Annotated in this window: 17 protein-coding genes; 14 read left to right on the top strand and 3 right to left on the bottom strand. The window is 47.4% G+C overall.

The features are described from left to right. Positions 1-2: 2 nt before the first annotated feature. The 4 genes from NE619_RS16060 (at position 3) to NE619_RS16045 (ending at position 4,626) form a co-directional block, all read left to right on the top strand. A complete protein-coding gene (locus NE619_RS16060) occupies positions 3-884 on the top strand; it encodes an NAD(P)-dependent oxidoreductase (protein ID WP_256133478.1) in 882 nt (293 codons plus the stop codon). A 65-nt stretch (positions 885-949) separates the two neighbouring features. Then, positions 950-1,714 carry an SDR family NAD(P)-dependent oxidoreductase gene (locus tag NE619_RS16055; protein ID WP_256133477.1) on the top strand — a complete coding sequence of 255 codons (765 nt, stop codon included), beginning with the start codon at positions 950-952 and terminating at the stop codon, positions 1,712-1,714. Positions 1,715-1,740: 26 nt separating this feature from the next. Beyond that, a complete protein-coding gene (locus NE619_RS16050) occupies positions 1,741-2,580 on the top strand; it encodes a sugar phosphate isomerase/epimerase family protein (RefSeq protein ID WP_256133476.1) in 840 nt (279 codons plus the stop codon). A 114-nt stretch (positions 2,581-2,694) separates the two neighbouring features. Continuing rightward, entirely contained in the window at positions 2,695-4,626 is a 1,932-nt protein-coding gene (locus NE619_RS16045) for an NAD(P)/FAD-dependent oxidoreductase (RefSeq protein ID WP_256133475.1), read from the top strand. A 21-nt stretch (positions 4,627-4,647) separates the two neighbouring features. Here the strand turns inward: NE619_RS16045 and NE619_RS16040 are convergent, their stop codons facing one another. After that, a complete protein-coding gene (locus NE619_RS16040; RefSeq protein ID WP_256133474.1) occupies positions 4,648-6,708 on the bottom strand; it encodes a sigma-54-dependent Fis family transcriptional regulator in 2,061 nt (686 codons plus the stop codon). Positions 6,709-7,044: 336 nt separating this feature from the next. On the opposite strand from NE619_RS16040, the gene NE619_RS16035 reads away from it, so the two are divergent. From NE619_RS16035 to NE619_RS15995, 9 genes are all read left to right on the top strand, one after another. Beyond that, entirely contained in the window at positions 7,045-8,034 is a 990-nt protein-coding gene (locus NE619_RS16035) for a thiamine pyrophosphate-dependent dehydrogenase E1 component subunit alpha (protein ID WP_256133473.1), read from the top strand. A gap of 60 nt (positions 8,035-8,094) precedes the next feature. Next, positions 8,095-9,069 (top strand): alpha-ketoacid dehydrogenase subunit beta, encoded by a 975-nt coding sequence (locus NE619_RS16030; protein WP_256133472.1) that lies wholly within the window; start codon positions 8,095-8,097, stop codon positions 9,067-9,069. Between the two features lie 16 nt (positions 9,070-9,085). After that, on the top strand, positions 9,086-10,507 hold the full coding sequence (locus NE619_RS16025; protein ID WP_256133471.1) for a dihydrolipoamide acetyltransferase family protein: 1,422 nt from the start codon (positions 9,086-9,088) through the stop codon (positions 10,505-10,507). A 23-nt stretch (positions 10,508-10,530) separates the two neighbouring features. After that, positions 10,531-12,273: a dihydrolipoyl dehydrogenase gene (gene lpdA / locus NE619_RS16020; protein WP_256133470.1), complete on the top strand. Its 1,743-nt coding sequence runs from the start codon at positions 10,531-10,533 to the stop codon at positions 12,271-12,273. An 82-nt stretch (positions 12,274-12,355) separates the two neighbouring features. Then, positions 12,356-13,324 (top strand): lipoate--protein ligase, encoded by a 969-nt coding sequence (locus NE619_RS16015; RefSeq protein ID WP_256133469.1) that lies wholly within the window; start codon positions 12,356-12,358, stop codon positions 13,322-13,324. Positions 13,325-13,333: 9 nt separating this feature from the next. Next, positions 13,334-13,573, top strand: a complete 240-nt coding sequence (locus NE619_RS16010) for a lipoyl domain-containing protein (RefSeq protein WP_256133468.1) — start codon at positions 13,334-13,336, stop codon at positions 13,571-13,573. 8 nt (positions 13,574-13,581) lie between these two features. Then, positions 13,582-14,442 (top strand): lipoyl synthase, encoded by an 861-nt coding sequence (gene lipA / locus NE619_RS16005; protein WP_256133467.1) that lies wholly within the window; start codon positions 13,582-13,584, stop codon positions 14,440-14,442. Next, complete coding sequence (locus NE619_RS16000; protein ID WP_256133466.1) at positions 14,411-15,403, top strand: lipoate--protein ligase; 993 nt, start codon at positions 14,411-14,413, stop codon at positions 15,401-15,403. The genes lipA and NE619_RS16000 overlap by 32 nt, the downstream gene beginning before the upstream one ends. A 51-nt stretch (positions 15,404-15,454) precedes the next feature. After that, positions 15,455-16,741, top strand: coding sequence for a purine/pyrimidine permease (locus NE619_RS15995; RefSeq protein WP_330640817.1), 1,287 nt, complete (start codon positions 15,455-15,457; stop codon positions 16,739-16,741). 63 nt (positions 16,742-16,804) lie between these two features. On the opposite strand, the gene NE619_RS15990 is transcribed toward NE619_RS15995, so the two are convergent. Continuing rightward, positions 16,805-17,761 (bottom strand): Rpn family recombination-promoting nuclease/putative transposase, encoded by a 957-nt coding sequence (locus NE619_RS15990; protein WP_256133465.1) that lies wholly within the window; start codon positions 17,759-17,761, stop codon positions 16,805-16,807. Between the two features lie 208 nt (positions 17,762-17,969). Then, entirely contained in the window at positions 17,970-18,746 is a 777-nt protein-coding gene (locus NE619_RS15985; protein ID WP_256133464.1) for an enoyl-CoA hydratase-related protein, read from the bottom strand. Between the two features lie 163 nt (positions 18,747-18,909). Between NE619_RS15985 and NE619_RS15980 the strand changes: the two genes are divergently transcribed. Next, positions 18,910-19,464, top strand: coding sequence for a putative ABC transporter permease (locus NE619_RS15980; protein WP_256133463.1), 555 nt, complete (start codon positions 18,910-18,912; stop codon positions 19,462-19,464). Positions 19,465-19,723 lie beyond the last annotated feature (259 nt).

Raw genomic sequence — 19,723 nt, 5'->3', positions numbered from 1 at the left:
AAATGAGCAACATCGGGTGGATCGGTTTAGGCAATATGGGGAATCCCATGTGCAAAAATCTTGTTAAGGCGGGGCATGAGGTGACCGTATGGAATAGAACAAAATCGAAAGCAAAAGACGTTTTGGCAATGGGAGCAGCATGGGAGACATCTCCAAAGGCCGTTGCGCAGAAAGCAGACTACATTTTTATCATGGTATCCAACGGAGCGATCCTGAAAAAAGTTGTGCTGGGAGAAAACGGCATCTGTGACGGCCTTACGGAAGGTAAAATTGTAATCGACATGAGCACAGTGTCTCCCGAGGAATCCCTTCCTGTAAATGAAGCTGTTAAAATGAAAAAGTGCAGGTTTCTACGTTCTCCAGTGACGGGCAGCGTGGTGCCGGCAGAAAAAGGACTGTTAGGCCTGCTGCTGTCCGGGGACAGAACTGCTTTTGAGGAAGTGGAGCCGGTTCTGGATGTACTGGGAAAGAATAAATACTGGATCGGGGCGAAAGAAGAAGCGCGGGTTATGAAAATCGCTCTCAATACAATGGTGGGGAACACAACGCAACTGCTGGCAGAAGCCGTGACGCTGGCGGAGAAAGCAGGAATTAACGTGGAAACGTGTATGGAGGTCATTTCCGGCAGTGCGGTAGGAAATCTGATCGTTCAGTCCAAAATCGATGCAATCAACGAAGGTAAGTATGAACCTGCTTTCAGTGTAAAAATGATGCTTAAGGATTTTGATCTGGCGCTGGACGCTGCAAAACAATATGAAACCTCATTGCCTGTAACAGCGCTGACCCGTCAGTTTTATGAAGAAACGGTCGCCAGCGGAAGAGGAGATGAAGACTATGCGGTGCTGGTTAAACGTCTGGAAGAGAATGTAGGTATCAATAGGTAGTGCTCGGGCCGAAATGCGGTCCGACTCAAAATAAAGCGAAATAAAGAAAACTTAGGAGGAAAATCATGACAAAGAGAATTGCATTAGTAACAGGAGCAAGAAAAGGATTAGGTCAGGAGACTGCTGTAGAATTGGCGAAATTGGGGCACGATGTAGCTCTGGTAGCCAGAAATGCCTGTGTGGAAACGGAAGAGAGAATCAAAAAAGAGGCGCCGGGAGTAAAAGCTATATCCTATCAGTGTGACATCAGCGATCCAAACCAGGTTGAAAAGATGGCCGCACAAGTTGCCAAAGATCTGGGAAATGTGGATATCCTGATTAACAATGCGGGTATTTATCCGTTCATGATGTTTGAAGATGTATCCTACGATGCATGGAAAAAGTATTTTGCGACAAATGTAGACGGTCCGTTCAACTGTTGCAAAGCGTTCCTGCCGCATATGAAGGAGCAGGGCTGGGGAAGAGTGGTCAGCATCGCATCCAACTCCTTCTTAAACGGCGCAGATCCTAAGCTCTCAGGCTATATCTCAACAAAGGGAGCCGTTATCGGTTTGACAAGAGCGCTGGCCAGCGAATACGGTCAATACGGCATTACCGTAAATGCGGTAGCTCCAGGACTGTTCGTATGCGAATCAACGATCAAGGAAATCGGAGGAGAGCCAGGAGACGAAGGGGCTGACAAGTGGGATCTGATGTACAATCTGCAGGCTATTCCGAAGTACCCGTATCCAGCGGATTTTGTAGGGGCTATTAAATTCCTGGTATCTGAAGAAGCAGGATTTATGACAGCACAGACCATGTATGTAGACGGAGGTCTGGCAAGAGCATAATGATGTGAAACACGGAAGGAGAAATTATGTACGAAAATAAAATAATCGCCAGCCATTGGGCCATAGCGGGAAATCACTACTGCGGGGATCATGTTGAGATCGCGGATACGGATTTTAAAGAACGTATGGAGGTCATCGGCAGAATTGGCTTTAAAGGCGCAGGATTTGTAGAGGCGGATCTTTTAAATACAAAAGAAAAATATGGTTATAAAGAGGCCAGAAAAATAGCTGAGGCAAATGGTATCACAGAGATCGAAGTAGAGGTTTTGGACAAATGGTGGGACTATGACAACAAGGAAGCGCAGGAAAGCCGTAAAAATGTCTTTGAAGCGGCGGAACAATTGGGCGCGCGGCATATTAAAGTCTTTGGATCGGAGGGAGATGTTGAAAAGGATAAATTCATAGAAGAATTTGTTAAACTCTGTAAAGACGCGGAAGCCATTGGAACTAAAATCGCAATGGAGTTCATGCCCTTTAAAGCGGACATGGATTGCATAAAAAAAGGTCTGGAGGTATTCAGAGCTGCCGGCATGAAAAACGCCGGGTTTTGTCTCGATACCTGGCATACCTTTATGGGGCCGAGTACCTATGACGATATCGCATTGATTAAGCCAGAAGAAATTGTTACAGTTGAGCTTGTAGACGGCTATGCAGAGCTGGTAAGCGGAAGCTTATGGAGAGACACTTGTGATTACCGACTTCCGGCGGGTGAGGGCGATTTCAATTGTAAGGATTTTATTGGACGGGTTCTTGATTTGGGCTATAAAGGTACCATAGGGTGCGAGATCATTGCGATCGATCACCGGGAACTGCCGCTGAAACGCGCTGCAGCCAGAGCCTACGCATCGGTCAAACAGTACCTTTAATATGATGATGCTATAAGAAAGTGATAAAGTATTTAAAATAACGCATGGGATTTACAGCAGTAAGGAAAGAGATTTTTTCCTTGCTGCTGTATCTTTAAGAAAGAGGATTACTATATGACAGGATTTAAAATGTTATCTCAGCCGATCCATTTCGGTTCAGTAAAAATAAAAAATCGCTTTATCGTATCGCCAATGGTGATGAACTGCTGTAATGAGGACGGGACAGCTACCGAACGATTCATCGCTTACCACGAAGAAAAAGCAAAAGGAGGGTGGGGACTGATCGTTACGGAAGACTATGCCGTAGACCCTTCGGGAAGGACCTATCAGTATCTTCCGGGACTTTGGTGTGATGAACAGATTCCATCCCACAGGACTCTGACTGACAGAGTTCATGCGGCCGGTGCAAAGATCTTTGCACAGATCTTTCATGGAGGTCGCCAAACCGAAGAGTGGATTATTGGACAGCAGGTATGGGCCCCATCGCCGATTCCTTGTCCGGTCAAGAAAGCGCTCCCCCACGAAATGACTACAGAAGAAGTGGACGCGATGATTGAAAAATTTGGTGATGCGGCCCTCAGGGCAAAGAAAGCCGGTTTCGACGGGGTGCAGATCCATGGAGCCCACGGCTACTTGGTAGGAGAATTTGCGTCCCCTTATTCCAACAAGAGGGTGGATAAATACGGCGGAAACCTGATGAATCGGATGCGCTTTCCTGTAGAAATCGTAAAAAATATACGGAAGAAATGCGGTCCGGATTTTAGCATTGATTATAAGATCTCGGCGGAAGAGAGGACTCAGGGCGGTACCAATATTGAGGATACTAAAGCAATGGCTATTATGCTGGAGGAAGCCGGCATCGATTCGCTGAATGTATCCATTGCTGTATATGAAACATGGTATATGCAGGTTCCTCCGTCAGTGATGGGACACGGCTGGCTGGCTGATTATGCGCAGGAGATCAAAAGTGTTATAAATATACCAGTTACAACGGTAGGTCGTATTAATGATCCGTATGTCGCAGAGGGGATTCTCAGGAGCGGTAAAGCGGACGCCTGTTATATGGGGAGAGCGTCTTTGGCGGACCCTCATATGCCAGAGAAGGCTCTTTCCGGTCACGTTGAAGATATCATAACCTGTATGGGCTGTCTTCAGGGATGCACTTCAAAAATCGATTCGGGATTTTCCGGACAGTGCACGTTGAATCCGAGAACGGTCAGGGAAAGGGAAACAAAAATTATTCCTGCTGATATCAAGAAGACCATTTATATCGCAGGAGGCGGTCCTGCCGGCGCAGAAGCAGCTATCGTTTTGGCGCAGAGAGGCCATCGTGTAAAGATTTTTGAAAAACGGGATCGTCTGGGTGGTATGTACGGCTGTGCGGCTATCCCTCCGTGGAAAGGCGAGATTTCAGCTTTTATTGTCTGGCAGCGAACACAGCTTGAAAAATTAGGAGTAGAAATTATTTATGATACGGAGCTGACTTCTGAGCAAATTGAGCGAGACAAACCGGATGGTGTAGTAATTGCCACGGGGAGTCGGCCATGGGTCCCGCCTATTTTGGGAACAGAAAACGAATTTGTTATCAGTGCGGTGGATCTTCTGGAAGGAAAGATAAAAGCAGATGGGAAAATTGCGGTGATTGGAGGTGGTTTGGTCGGAGGCGAGACTGCCAATTATCTGGCTTCTCATGGAAATCAGGTGACGATTATCGAAATGCTGGATGAGATTCTGCAGGAAGAACCGGGAAATATGAAGCGGTTTTTATTGCAGTCCTTTAAGGAGAACAACGTCGAGATTCATACGAAGACAGAAGTGAAATCCATTGAAGAAGACGGTACAATTAAAATCGAGAAAGATGGCTTGGAGATCCTCTTGGGCGCTTTTGATTTCGTTGTCACCGCTGTGGGAATGCGCCCGGTCAGGAAGCTGAAAGAGTCTCTGGAAGGGCAGGATATTGCCGTCTTTTACGTGGGAGATGCAAAAAAACCGGGCAACGCCTTGGATGCCATTGAAGACGGCTATCTGACAGCGCTGCAAATTTAGTAGATGGTTAAAAAACAGCGATTATTTTCGATAATCGGAAGGTCGGATCTGATATTTGTCCAATTTGCGATACAGTGTCCGCAGATTCATATCGATTATTTTCGCTGTTTTTGTCATATTACCGCCTGTTTTCTCCAAGGCGGATACGATCAGCTTTTTTTCATTTTCTTTTACATTCAGTACATCAGGAACGGATGCGGGTATGGGTTCCAACAAGGAACTGTGACGCTGCCCTTTGTGAAGGGGGATTTTCGCAGAAGCTCTACGGATATCCTCCGGGAGCTGATTCACAGTAATAAGGCCATCTTTTTCGACCAGATTTATAGCTCTTTCTATAACATTTTCCAGCTGGCGGACATTCCCCGGCCAGGCGTAGGATTGGAGGAGCGGGTAAACATCCGGTGAAATTCGGATATTCGGACCTTTATCGCGATTATGAACCCTGACGAAATGGTCGGCAAGGATACGGATGTCGCCTGCGCCGCGGTCTGCCAGAGAGGGTGTATTAATCGTAAAGACGTTAAGACGGTAGTACAGGTCGCTGCGGAATGTTTTGTTTTCTATTGATTGAAGTAAATCCTGATTTGTAGCTGCGATAATGCGGATATCTACTGATTTGGGGTATTTACCACCGATACGAACGACTTCTTTCGTTTGGATTACGCGGAGCAGTGCTGCCTGTATATCCAAAGGCATATCACCAATTTCGTCCAAAAAGATTGTACCTCCGTGCGCCATTTCAAACTTACCGGGCCGGCCGTTTTTATCGGCACCGGTAAAGGCTCCCTTTTCATAACCGAAAAGTTCGCTTTCCACCAGACTGTTGGGGATAGATGCGCAATTGATCGCAATGAAAGGACCGTTTACAGATGCGCTGGCATTATGTATTGACTGGGCAATCAACTCCTTTCCCGTACCGCTTTCGCCGAGAATCAATACGTTAGAATCGTTCTCGGCAGCCTTTTTGCTGGCTTGAATCATTTGTTTTACTGGTTCCGAATTTCCGATGATACTGTCAAAACTATAGTGAGCACTGTATCCTCCCACGTTTTTAACCAGCTTATGAATCAGCTCAGTTTCGTTAAAGCGAAGGAGGGTGCCGGTTATATCGCCTGTATTGGCCTTTATAAAATGAACGGACAGTCGGAATTTCTTTGGGGGCATGGCTACGTGGAGCAGACTGACAGAAGCCTCCTCGTTATACCGTTCTTTTTCAAGAAATGCGCAATTGCTGTCATAGCTGATATTATCATCGATACCGATATAGTCAAAAAGATTTTTTCCAATAACCTGCTCATAAGAAAGTCCCAGCAGCTTCAAGGCATATTTGTTGACCTGCGAGATGCGGCAGGATTTTGTCAGCAGGAACAGGCCGGAGGGCATGTTTTCAATGATCGTATTCCTCTGTGCGCTGATTCGCTCAATACTTTGCATAGCGCTGGTCAGTTCAATTTCTTTTGCGATACTATCCGAGGCGGACAGCACCATCCCCAGTGTGTGCGGATGGGCATGCTCCTTTAAAACCGTAATGTTGATAGCACCGATGATGTTGCTGCTGCTGTCGAAAATCGGCGCGCAGGAACAGGTGTATAATTGGTGCTTTTCACAGTAATGTTCATTTCCCCACAGTTGTATAGGTTTCCGCAGATAAAGGGCAGTTCCGATTGCATTGGTGCCCGCAACTGTTTCCTGACGGCAGGCTCCGGGAACCAGACGTGTCATAAGTTGGCCGCCTATGACAATTTCATTGTCCCCCAAGTAATCTAGAATATATCCTGCTTTATCAGAAAGCAGGATATAGGAGTTGGTTTCTTTGATAAAGGAATAAAGCCGTTCCATATAGGGATGGGCGACTTCGATTAGTTTCATATTGTTATTAATTTTCAAGTTCAATTCGTCCGGCGTCAGAATCTTATTGACAATTCCAAAGGGATCAACCTTAGCAGCTCTGGATCGTTCCCAGGAATGGAGAATATCTGCGTTCATAAAGGAGTAATCGTAATCTTCATTTTTTATGAAATGCTGCCAAGCAATATGAAGCCTCTTCTGGTAGGCGGGCGCATTAAAGGAATGGTCTTTCATAAGGGAAACCTCCTGTGCGATCAGTTTATTTATAATAAATACTATATATGTCATTGTGACAAAAAACAAGTCGCTATGTCATGTTTTCATAAAAAATTCAGGTTAAGTATGACACAATGTCACGATTATGTCATTATGTCATAATCTGTTTTTTGTTACAGCTAAAAAGCTATTAACGTTAAACCGTTTAAATTTCAACGATTTAAACGAATATGTCGCATAATACCGCAAAATGGCATGATGTTTGCTCTTTATAAAGGCATCACAAGAGCAAGTAACGCAGAAACTGTACTGTGACAATGACAAATGAAAGGTAAATTAGTTAGGGAGGTTACTATGAAAGTAAAGAATTACAGCAAAGAGCAGCTTACCGGTTTTTACGAAACAATGTTTAAAATGAGAAGGTTTGAAGAAGAAACTTTTGAATTTTATAAAAAGGGAATGATGGCCGGACTGGCTCACCTTTATCTGGGTGAGGAAGCCGTAGCTACCGGAGTGTGCGCGGCACTTAAGGAAGACGATTATATCGGAAGCACCCACAGAGGGCACGGACATCTGGTTGCCAGAGGCGCTGAGATCGACCGCATGATGGCGGAAATCCTGGGAAAAGAAACCGGATATTCCAACGGCAAAGGCGGTTCCATGCATATTATGGCCATGGATAAGGGAATCCTGGGAGCCAACGGTATTGTAGGAGGAGAGATTCCTATCGCTACAGGAGCAGCGTATACCATTAAATACAAAGGTACCGATCAGGTTGCCGTATCCTTCATGGGTGATTCGGCTACCAATGAAGGTACATTCCACGAAAGCATCAATATGGCGGCAGCCTGGGATCTGCCTTGTGTCTATGTGATTGAAAACAATCTCTACGGCATTTCGGTAGATATCCGCGATGTAACCAATACGCCGGACCTGGCAGTGAGAGCTAAGGCATACGACATCCCGGGTGTTGTAGTGGACGGAATGAATGTGCTGGAAGTGTTCGAGGCGGCAAAGAAAGCAGTGAAGCGGGCCAGAGAGGGTAAGGGGCCTACCATCATCGAATGTAAGACTTACAGATGGCAGGGACACCACGTAGGCGACCCTGCCACATACAGAAAGAGAAGAAGCGAGACGGAGAAGGAAGACTGGATGGCAAGATGTCCGGTTACTAATCTGAGAAAAGAGCTTCTGGAAGCGGAGATCGTGACAGAAGAAGAAATCACTGCACTGGAAGCCAGAGTCGAAGAAGAAATCCAGGCAGCTGTAAAATTTGCTGCTGACAGCCCATATCCTGAAGCAGAAGAAGCTTTCACGGATGTATTCCAGCAGGGAACTCTGTAAAACTTACTCAATCAAATAAAAAATCATAACTATTTGGATGGATATAGAAAGGGAAAATCAATGAAAGAAATTACATATGCACAGGCAATTTGTGAAGCCTTAGATGAAGAGATGGAGCGGGACGAAAATATTGTAATGCTGGGTGAAGATATCGGCTTTATCGGCGGCAACTTTAAAACCACTGTAGGACTGATGGAAAAGTACGGAGACCTGAGAGTAAAGGATACGCCAATCTCCGAGCAGGGATTCGTGGGCATGGGTGTCGGCATGGCGCTGACCGGGCTGCGTCCGGTCGTTGAGCTGATGTTCTCCGACTTCCTTCTGGTTGCGGCCGATCAGGTAATCAACCAGATGGCGAAGATCCGTTATATGTCCGGCGGCCAGGCCAACGTACCTATGACGATCCGCTGCCCGATCGGTGCGGGAAGATCTTCAGCCGCGCAGCACTCTCAGTCCATGCAGGCTATGGTAGCGCAGTTCCCGGGATGTAAAATTGTTGTGCCTTCCACAGCTCAGGAAGCAAAGGGCCTGCTCAAGACAGCGATCCGGGACGACGATCCGGTTATTTTCTTTGAACACAAGATGGAATACAACAAGAAGTACCAGCTTGACGATATCGTAGAGCCGATTCCGCTGGGCAAAGCGAGAATTGCCAGAGAAGGCAAAGATATTACGATCGTAGCGACTTCATCCATGGTGATGAAATCCGAAGAAGCGGCGGAAAAGCTGGCAAAAGAAGGAATCGACTGTGAAGTCATTGACCTGAGAACCATCGTACCGCTTGATAAGGAAACAATCATCGAGTCCGTTAAGAAGACTGGCAAACTGATCGTAGCCGATGAGGCTCATGAACGCTGCGGTATTGGTGCGGAAATAGCAGCTGCCGTTGCGGACGATATCTTCTACTATCTGGACGCGCCTTGCGGAAGAGTGAACAATCCCAATGTGCCGCTGCCATTCAGCCCGGCGCTGGAATTCCCTCTGATCCCATCGGCAGACAAGGTATACGAAAAAGTTAAGACATATTTCAAGTAAGAGAGGAGAGGGTATTATGGCAGAAATCATCATTATGCCAAAGCTTGGATTCAATATGAATGAAGGCAAGCTGGTTCAGTGGTATAAAAACGAAGGCAATACTGTGTCAAAAGGAGAACCCCTTTTCTCAGTAGAAACCGATAAAACCAACATGGATATTGAAGCTACCGAAAATGGAGTAGTGAAAAAGCTACTCATACGAGAAGGCGACAAGATCCCGGTTACACTTCCTATTGCGGTCGTTGGCGGCGCCGATGAAGACGTAAGCGCGCTCATTGAAGATGCAATCGGGCAGCTTTCCGGCGGCGGAGCCGCCCCGGCAGCAGAGGAAGAACCTGCGGCAGCCCCGGCAGAGGCTAAGAAAGCGGAAGCAAAACCTGCGGCAGCGCCCAAGACAGAAGGCGGCCGCATGAAGATTACGCCGCGGGCAAGACGAGTTGCGGCGGAAAACGGTCTGTCCCTTGAAGGCATTCAGATCGAAGGAACCGGATGGGACGGGGGTATCTGTGAACAGGATATTCTCGATTATCTGGAATCCACCGCTATTAAAGCAACGCCTGTAGCACAGGCTATGGCCAAAGCCGAAGGCATTGAACTCGAAACTGTGACAGGCACAGGAATTAATGGTAAAATCATGAAAGAAGATGTGGAAAAGGCTCTGGCAGCTAAGGCGAAAGCGCCGGCAGCAGAGGCGGCCTGCACTTGTCAGGAAGGAGAGAAGAAATTCTCACCGGACGGCAAGGAGATTCTGGAAGAAGTGCCTTACGCAGGAGTGCGCAAGGTCATCGGAGACCGCTTGTCCGAAAGCAAATTTACTGCGCCGCATCTGTACTTTACGCAGAAGGTCAATCTGGAAAAGCTGCTGGAGATCCGAAAGCAGGTCAACGGGGCTCAGGAGAAAAAGACTTCTGTCACCGACTATATTGCAAAAGCAACGATCATCGCTTTACAGAAATATCCGGATATGAACGCATCTTTAGTAGGCGAAACCATCGTAAAATACAAGAGCGTCAACCTGGGAATCGCGGTCGCTTCTCCGACCGGGCTGATTGTTCCCAACATCAAAGATTCGCAGAATCTGAGTGTAGTTGAAATCTCCAAGGCTTCATCTCCGCTCTTTGAAAAAGCCAGAGAAGGCAAGCTGGCTATCGATGAATATACAGGCGGAACCTTTACCATTTCCAACCTGGGAATGTTCGGCATTGAAAACTTTACCGCCATCATTAATCCGCCGGAAGTGGGAATCCTGTCCATCAGCTCCACCAAGGACGAGCCGGTAGTAGTAACTAAGGAAGATGGGACCAAAGAGATTGCCATTAAGCCGATGATGAATATTCAGGTTTCCGTTGACCACAGAATCATCGACGGACTTCTGGCAGCACAATTTGTAACAGAGATCAAAACATTACTGGAAAATCCAATTTCATTATTGGTTTAAGCGCATAAACAGGGAGGACAATTATGGCAGAATTAATCATCATGCCCAAGCTGGGATTCAACATGAACGAGGGCAAGCTGGTTCAGTGGTATAAAGGAGAAGGCGACTCGATCAAAAAAGGAGAGCCGCTCTTCTCTGTGGAAACAGATAAGACAAACATGGACATCGAAGCGACCGATGACGGAGTCGTAAGAAAGCTCTTCATAAATGAGGGAGATACAATTCCCGTAACTCTGCCCATCGCCATTGTAGGCAGCGCGGACGAAGATATCGCTTCTATGGAGGCTGACGCACTGGCTCAGCTGGGGGCGGATGCTCCGGCGGCTGTGGATGCGGCGGCGGAAGCCGAGGCTCCCAAGGCGGCAGCTCCGAAAGCAAAGGAACCTTCCGGTTCTGCTTATGACTATGAAATCGCAGTGATCGGCGGCGGCCCGGGAGGCTATGTAGCGGCTATCAAAGCGGCACAGATGGGCAAGAAGACAGTAATCATAGAAAAAGAGCATATGGGCGGCACCTGTCTCAACATTGGCTGCATTCCGACCAAGGCTCTGCTGAGAAGTGTGGAAGCCCTCAAGGAATTGAAAGAAAGCGCTTCCTTTGGTGTTATTGATGTGGACACGTCCAAAGCTGCTCTGGATCTGAAAAAGGTACAGGAAAGAAAGAAAAACGTTGTCAGCCAGCTGGTCGGCGGCGTGCAGGGACTGCTGAAAGGCAACGGCGTAACCATAGAAAACGGTGAAGGCGTGCTGAAAGACAGCCACACCATTGAAGTGGGCGGTAAGACCATAACGGTGGAAAATGTGATTATCGCTACAGGCTCTGATGTGAAAAACCTGCCCATTGAGATCGATCCTGCGGCAAAGGTTCTCACCAGCAAAGAGATGCTGGATATTGAGGAAGCGCCGGAGTCCATGGTGGTTATCGGCGGCGGTGTAATCGGTATTGAGTTCGCTTATTTCCTCTCCACCATCGGTGTTAAGGTGAGCGTTGTAGAATTTTTAGATCGCATCCTGCCTATGGTAGATGAAGAAATCACCATTCAGGTGACCGGACATTTGACAGAAATGGGCGTAGACATTTATACCAGCGCCAAGGTGACGGAGATTACAGATAAAGCTGTTAAATTTGAAAAAGACGGAAAGCAGCAGGAGGTTGGGGCACAGCAGGTGCTGATGGCAGTTGGCAGAGCGCCGCGGCTTGACGGCATCGATACGGAAGCTCTGGGGATCAAAACAGAACGGGGAGCCATTGTTACGGACAACACGTTAAAGACCTCCGTGGACAACATCTATGCCATCGGTGATGTGAACGGCAAAGCCATGCTGGCGCACACTGCGTCTATGGAAGGAATCGTTGCTGTGGAGAATATCTGCGGAGAAAAAGCAGCGATGGACTATAACAAAATCCCGAGCGCTATCTACCTGCAGCCGGAAATCGCCAGCGTAGGTCTGACGGAAAAGCAGGCGATCGAGAAATACGGCAAGGTCAATGTGGGCAAATTCCCTATGCTCGCCAACGGTAAAGCGAAGGTGGCGGGTGAAGAGCGAGGCCTGATCAAGGTGATCGCAGAGCCAAAATACGGCGAGATCGTGGGCGTGCATATGTACTGCATCCATGCCACCGATATGATTTCGGAAGCTGTAGTAGCGATGCGGCTGGAAAGCACGGCAGAGGAAGTCGCCATGTCCATCCATCCTCATCCGACTGTTTCGGAAGCCATTCATGAGGCTATGCACGCAGTTTCCGGAAGAGCCATTCATTTTTAAAAAGCCTTTTCATCAATATAGGGCCCCCTGTCAGCGCGTTCTGGCAGGGGGCCGCTGAGAAAAAGCGTTAAGGAGCAAAAGGATGAAATATCTGAAAATGCCGGAAAGCGACGTTTATTACAATCTGGCGCTGGAGGAGTATTTGTTTGATCATTATAAGGATGAAGACCTGCTTCTTCTTTGGAAAAATCATGATTCCATTGTTGTCGGTAAATACCAGAACGTTTATCAGGAAGTCAATATCAAGCAGGTCGAAGAGTCGGGTATTCCCGTAGCCAGGAGAAATACCGGGGGCGGGACTGTGTTCCACGATAAAGGCAATCTCAATTACTCTTTTATTACAGATCACGACCCGAAGACCTTCAGCGATTATGAGCCTTTTGTCGAGCCGGTCATACGAGCACTGGGAAGTCTGGGCGTTTCGGCAGAAAAGCGCAATAAGAGCGATATTGCCATCCAGGGAAAAAAGATTTCCGGAAATGCGCAGACTATCAAGGGCGGAAGGATTCTTCACCATGGAACACTGCTCTTTGATGCGGATCTGGAAAGCCTTGGCGATGCGCTGCGGCCGGGGAGCGGAGTTTTTTCTTCCAAAGCAGTGGAGTCCATCCGCAGCCAGGTGACAAATATCAAGGATTATCTGCGGGAAGCGACGATAGATCAGCTGGAGACCTGCTTGCTGAAAGCTTATTTCGGCGATGAAAAACCACAGCCTTTAGCCCTGTCCGATGCGGAACTTGAGGAAGTATCTTTGCTGAGGGAGGCCAAATACATCACCTGGGAATGGAATTACGGGCGGTCGCCGGAATTTTCTTTCCAAAAGACAGGCTGGGCCGGCGGCAGCAAGGTTGCCGTAGAACTTCATGTGAAAAAAGGTTTGATCGCTGCGTGCGGAATTTGCTGTGATGAAGACCTGGAACAGAAAATCGACAGTCAATGCGCTCAGCGCTTGCTGGTGGGAATCCCATACAGCTACACGGCAGTTTACGAATTTTTTTCTCAGACAATGCGGCGGGATTTGGCTGCGGCCTTGACGGATTGTTTTTTTTAGGAGGTACAAATGGAAAATAAGATACAAATGCCGAAAATGTCTCCATCCATGGAAGCCGGAGTGCTGGTGGCCTGGAACAAGGAGCTTGAAGAGCCGGTGCGGGAAGGCGAGGTTCTCTTTGAAGTGGAAACAGACAAAGTTGTCTGTGAAATAGAAGCGCCCTGCGACGGTGTTTTGGCGGAAATGTGTTACAGTGAAGGCGATCGGGTTAAGGTGGGAGAGACGGTTGCCGTAATCCAGGAGCGGTAAAATCAGAAATGGAAAAGATAAAAGTAGCATACAATCAAAAGTCGGTGGATCAAATGGCAGCCATAATGGCCCAGCTCAACCTCAACACTGTATGCAGAGAAGCCAATTGTCCCAATATGGGAGAATGTTATAAAAAAAAGACAGCTACCTTTATGATTATGGGCAGCCAGTGTACCCGAAACTGTAGATTCTGCAATGTGATAAATGGCAGACCGCAAAATCTGGATCCCAATGAGCCGGAAAATCTGGCCCAGGCCGTAGAGAAGCTCAATCTCAGCCATGTGGTGGTTACAAGCGTCACCAGGGACGATCTGCCGGATGGGGGTGCTGCTCACTTTGCAAAGGTCATAGAGGCTATAAAGAGAAGGAACCCTGATGTGACTGTGGAAGTGCTGATTCCTGATATGAAGGGTGACCCTGCGAGCCTGGACATGGTGATAGCTGCCAAACCCGAGGTAATCAACCATAATATTGAGACTGTAGCTGATCTCTATGAACAGGTCCGTCCCGAAGCCGATTACCGCAGATCTCTGGATGTCCTGGCCTATGTGAAAAGGACAGCGCCGGATATCCTGACCAAAACAGGAATTATGGTAGGGCTGGGAGAGACATACCAGCAGGTTTTACAGGTTATGGATGATGCAAGGGACTGCGGATGCGATATTTTTACGGTAGGACAGTATTTGCAGCCTTCAGAGGCGCATGTCAGCCTGAAAGAATATATCTCTCAGGAAACCTTTGATGCATACGAAAAGGCCGGTTATGAGAAGGGGTTCCGTTACGTTGCCAGCGGTCCGCTGGTGAGGAGCTCGTACAGAGCACAGGAGGCTTTAGTGAATGAAAAAGAATCTGCTCTACATAGAAAATGATTCCATTGATGTATATTTTAATTTTGCCCTGGAGTATTACCTGACTACTGAAAAGACCTTTGAAGACAGTACCGTGCTTCTTTTCTGGAGAACGAGCCCGACTTTGATGGTTGGAAAATTTCAGAATACGCTGGAAGAGATCAACCAGAAATATGTGGAAGAAAAAAATATCCGACTGGTGCGGCGTATGTCCGGGGGCGGTACGATCTATACGGATCTGGGCGGCTGGCAATACAGCTTTATTACAAAGGCCGAGGGCGACCAGATCCGTTTTCAGGAGTATATTGAACCTGTGATCCAAGCCCTTTCCGGTCTAGGCATTGATGCCCGGTTCAACGGACGCAACGATCTGGTTATAGATGGTAAAAAGTTTTCCGGCACAGCTCAGTACATGCACAACGGATTTGTGGTACACCATGGTTCACTGCTCTTTGGTACGGATCTGGAAGAAATGGTCAAAAGCACTACGGTATCCCAATATAAGATTATTTCCAAGGGTATCAAATCTGTGCGCGATCGGGTGACCAATATATCGGATCACTTACAGCAACCCATCGGTATTCAGGAATTTAAAGAGCTGATGGTCAGCAGCCTAATCGGGGAGACGGGCCAGCGATACAGCCTGAACAAAAACGATATTGAACGGATTCGTGTTATCGCGGCCGAAAAATTTAATAACTGGGACAGTATTTATGGGAAAAACCCCAAATGTAATATCATCCGTGAAGGCCATTTCCCCGGTGGGAATATGGAGATCCGTCTGGATGTGAAGAATAACCGGATTCTGGATGCGGCGATATATGGGGACTTTTTCGGACAGCTCTCGCAGAGTGAAATAAGGCAAGCCTTGATCGACTGTTCCTATTCCAGGGAAGAGCTGGAACAAGCTTTGGGTAGATTAGAACTGAATAAGACACTTTATAATATCAGTTCTGAGGAAATTTTGAACACGATTATCTGAGAGGCATGAGCTATGGAAAAGACGAAACTAAAATATGGGCTCGATTAGAAAATTCCCGCTCAACAGCTGTGGATTTACAGTATTCAGCATTTGATCTATTTTGCCGCGGGAACGGTGGTTTTGCCCATTGCCGTAGGAATTTATCTGGAGCTTTCCCAGCAGGAGATCGCAGAAATGCTCCAGCGAACTTTTTTTCTCTGCGGAATAACCTCTTATCTTCAGGTGAAGCTGGGGCATACCTATCCGATTATAGACGGGCCTGCGGGCCTCTGGGCCAGTATGTTTATTGTTATGGCAGTCTCTGCGTCGGGAACCCAGTCCGGCCTTGCAGGGCTGCGCATAAGCCTGCAAACGGGTATTGTGATCGCAGGGGCTATTGTTATGATTCTGGCAGTGACCGGTCTTGTAACGATAATCGCAAAGCTGTTCACTCCGATTGTCAACGGGGTCATTATTACGCTGATGGTTTTGCAGATGAGCGCTACGTTTGTAAAGGGGATTCTGGGCGTTACAGATGAGAATGCTGGCGCAGATCTGAAGAGTATTGGCATTTTCCTGATAACGGTTGCAACGATTCTATTTGTCGCGGTCTATCTGGGAGGATTTGTCCAAAGCATTGCTACGCTGATTGGTGTAATCGTCGGCTGGGTTTTGGCAGTGCTGGTAGGGCTGTCAGTCCAGCGTCCGACTTTAGATAACCTTGTGAGTCTGCCCAGACTGTGGGCCTGGGGGACGCCTGCTTTTGATTTGGGCATCACCATTGCCTGTGTGCTCAGCGCGCTGGTGCTGCTTTCTATGAGTTTTGCCAGCATTTCCAGTATGGCCGAAGCGGTAGGGGAGGAAGTGAGCAATAAAACCTTATCCAGATCGGTATTTTTCCACGGCCTGTCCACTCTTTTGGCGGGGCTTTTTTCCGTGATCCCTTTTATGCCCTTCGTGTCCTCTACCGGAGTGGTTCTCATGACCCGTGTGGCGGCGAGGAGGCCTTTTAACATAGCTTGCCTGCTGATGGTGGTATTTGGAATTTTTTCTCCAATCGCAGCCTTCTTCGCCTCCATGCCCAGTACGGTTGCCTATGCGACCAGTATGGTGATTTTCGCATTGATTCTGGGGCAGGGGCTAAAAGAGTTTAAAAAGGTCGAGCTGGGCAATCGGGAATGTTATATTATCGGGCTCTCTATGATCTGCGGTATGGGTGTTATGTTCTTGCCCCAAGACGTGTTTGCGACATTTCCGCAGACACTGCATTTTATTCTGTCCAATGGACTGGTGGTAGGGACTGTCATGTCCATGGCCCTGGAACAGATTTTCCGCAAGAAAAAGATCAAAGACAAATAGAATCCTGTCTGTGCACATGAGAATCCGCAGACAGGATTCTATCGTTCTTTTCTTGAAAGAGAATTATCCCTTTTTCTGATTTCGCACCTCATCGATCAGTGCCCGGTCGCATTCGGCCAATGCGCAAATGTCTTCGTCCGATAGGTTTCTTTGCAGCAAATTCTGAATAAATGATTTTGTTTTTTCTAATCTGCCCTGCTGCAGGCTTTCTTCGACTGCATCCTCCACCGCTTCTTCAACCCTTATTTGAATAATGTCTTCATAAGTAATTTCTTCAAACAGCATACTATATACCTCCTTACCGTGTCGATTTAAAAACTCCCACAGGATTCCTTCCTCAATGCATTCCCGAATTGTTTCCTTTACCGCAATATCCCGATTCTTTCCACCCGCCATTTTATTGCGGATGCGTGCGATGAAGATGCTGTATTCTTTTAGGATCGGGCATTTTTCAAGGAGCGGGTGTTCCTTGTCCAGATTGATATTGATCGCTGTGACGATCAGCTCCATTGGCGGCTCGCTTTCCTGCGCCCAAAAGGCATCTGACAGCCGATAAACCTTCTGCATGGGAAAATCAGCTCGTCCGTTATACAGCAAATATGCTCGCGGCGTCGGGACTTTGAGCAATTTACCGCGGTATAACTTTTTCAGTTCCAGCAGTTGCTCCCAGATCCTGGCGATGTACAAAAGCTGCCGTATGGGAGCGTTTTCCGTTATGGTGGATTGGTGCTCCACAATGCTGAGATACCATTCGCCCAGGGAAAAGGAAAGATCGTTTTGCAGTTTGCTGAAAAGAGCACCCTTCAGTGTATTGATGCGGATCAGATCTTTTTCCTTATATTGCGTTCCCTCGAGGGCATTGAATAACGAGAGCAAGTGCTCTTCATCATCCATCAGGAGCCGGAAAACCGTATCCTTGATGTTGCGATTTGTACTATAAGTTATATTTTCTTCTCTTAAAAGTTCTCCTTTTATTATACTGTCATACTCGTTATTGTGCAAGAAATAATTGACCGGCATTTTCATACCTCCTAAATTTACATTGTTATCCATTATATACATTAACAGGAAATATGTCAATAATTTACAAATAACAATTAAAAAATATGGAGAGGGGCATATACCGATTCTCACTGTCGGATCCTTTGAGACGTTGGATAAAAAGCCGGCAAACAAAAAAGAGCAGATCGCAGGGGATCAGCTCTTTTGCACGGATGGATTGCCGTATTTATTTGTTTTTGAATTCCGCTTCTTTCTTTTCCAGGAAGGCAGTCATGCCCGCTGTTTTGTCCTGAGAAGCGAAGGTGGAAGCGAAGGCTTCGATTTCCAGAGCGCTGGCAGCGCGGATATCCAGGTCATAGCCGTTGTTGATGGTGGTTTTCGCAACCCCAATAGCGATAGGAGCCTTGGACATGATCGTCTGCGCCAGTTTTTCGCAGGCCGGGATTAACTCTTCCGGAGCTACGACTTTCTCAACCAGACCAATGCGGTGGGCTTCTTCGGCACCGATCATCTCGGCTGTCATAATGAGGTATTTGGCCATTCCCTTGCCAACCAGCCGCGGCAGTCTCTGTGTTCCGCCGAATCCAGGGATGATCCCCAGGTTTACTTCCGGCTGACCGAACTTAGCCTTTTCAGAAGCAATGCGGATATCGCAGGCCATAGCCAGCTCACAGCCGCCGCCCAGAGCAAATCCGTTCACTGCTGCGATAAAAGGCTTTTCGATTGATTCAATATAGTTCATTACTTTATGGCCCTTGGCGATCAAAGCTCTGCCCTCAATGGCGTCCAGCTGATTCATCTGAGCAATGTCCGCACCGGCTACGAAGGCTTTACCTTCCCCGGTGAGGATGACAGCCTTCACATTTTCGTCATTGGCAATTTCCGTACATGCGGCATAGATCTCGTCCAGAACCTCTCCGTTAAGAGCGTTCATTGCTTTCGGTCTGTTAATTGTTAAGTATCCGATGTTCCCTGATACTTCATATTTGATCGTTTCGTACATATCCTTTTTCCTTTCTTTTAACAACTGTTCAATAGAATAATCATAACACTTTACTGTAAGAATTTCCATATCTACATTGTAATAAAATCGTTATTTTTCCGAAATGATTTAGTTACTTTTCCCCTGTAAAATAATAGTCGAAAGAAGGAAAGGGGGAGAAGAAATGCAGAGAGTGTGGACAGGACAGACGAGTGCGAAACAGGGAATCCTGCTTTCGGTTCAGGTATATAGTACGATGTTTTTAGCTTTCTCAGTGATCGGATGGATATGCGAAGAGCTTTTCTGCCGGACCATAGACGGGTACTGGGAAAACAGGGGGTTTTTATACGGGCCGTATCTCCCCATATATGGAATCGGCGCTGTGGTGATCTGCATGCTATTCAGAAGATTCCGGGACAGGCCGGTGACCCTCTTCGTTCTGGCGGGACTGTTTTGCAGCCTGCTTGAGTACATAACCGGATGGGCGATGGAAAGTATCTGGGGCAGGACCTGGTGGGATTACAGTGAGGCATTCCTGAATATACAGGGAAGAGTGTGCCTGCGGGGTGCGCTTCTCTTTGCCGCTGCCGGAATTCTGCTGATCTATCTGATTGAACCGGCAGCAAAGAAGCTGATATTTAAATACATGGATACTCGGAAAGGGCAGGTTTTCTTTATCGCCTTTTGGGCGGTTTTCACTGCGGATTTGGTTTTGACGGTAGGGGGACGATATAGTTGAGCATGAGTACTTGCTCCGCCAATGTCCTCGGCTTTGCCTGCGGAGTTTGGCTGCGCAATCACTCATGCTCTGCAGAGAAAAAAATAGGGGGCTGTAAAAAAGTGAGATGAAGAAGGAATGCTCCGCCAATGTCCTCGGCTTTGCCTGCGGAGTTTGGCTGCGCAAGTGCTCATGCTTTGCAGAGAAAAATAGGGGGATGTAAAGAGTGAGATGAAGAAGGAATGCTCCGCCAATGTCCTCGGCTTTGCCTGCGGAGTTT

This window comes from Anaerovorax odorimutans, from assembly GCF_024459955.1.
GTDB lineage: Bacteria > Bacillota > Clostridia > Peptostreptococcales > Anaerovoracaceae > Hominibacterium > Hominibacterium odorimutans_A.
This window is presented reverse-complemented; position numbering and strand designations above follow the sequence as displayed.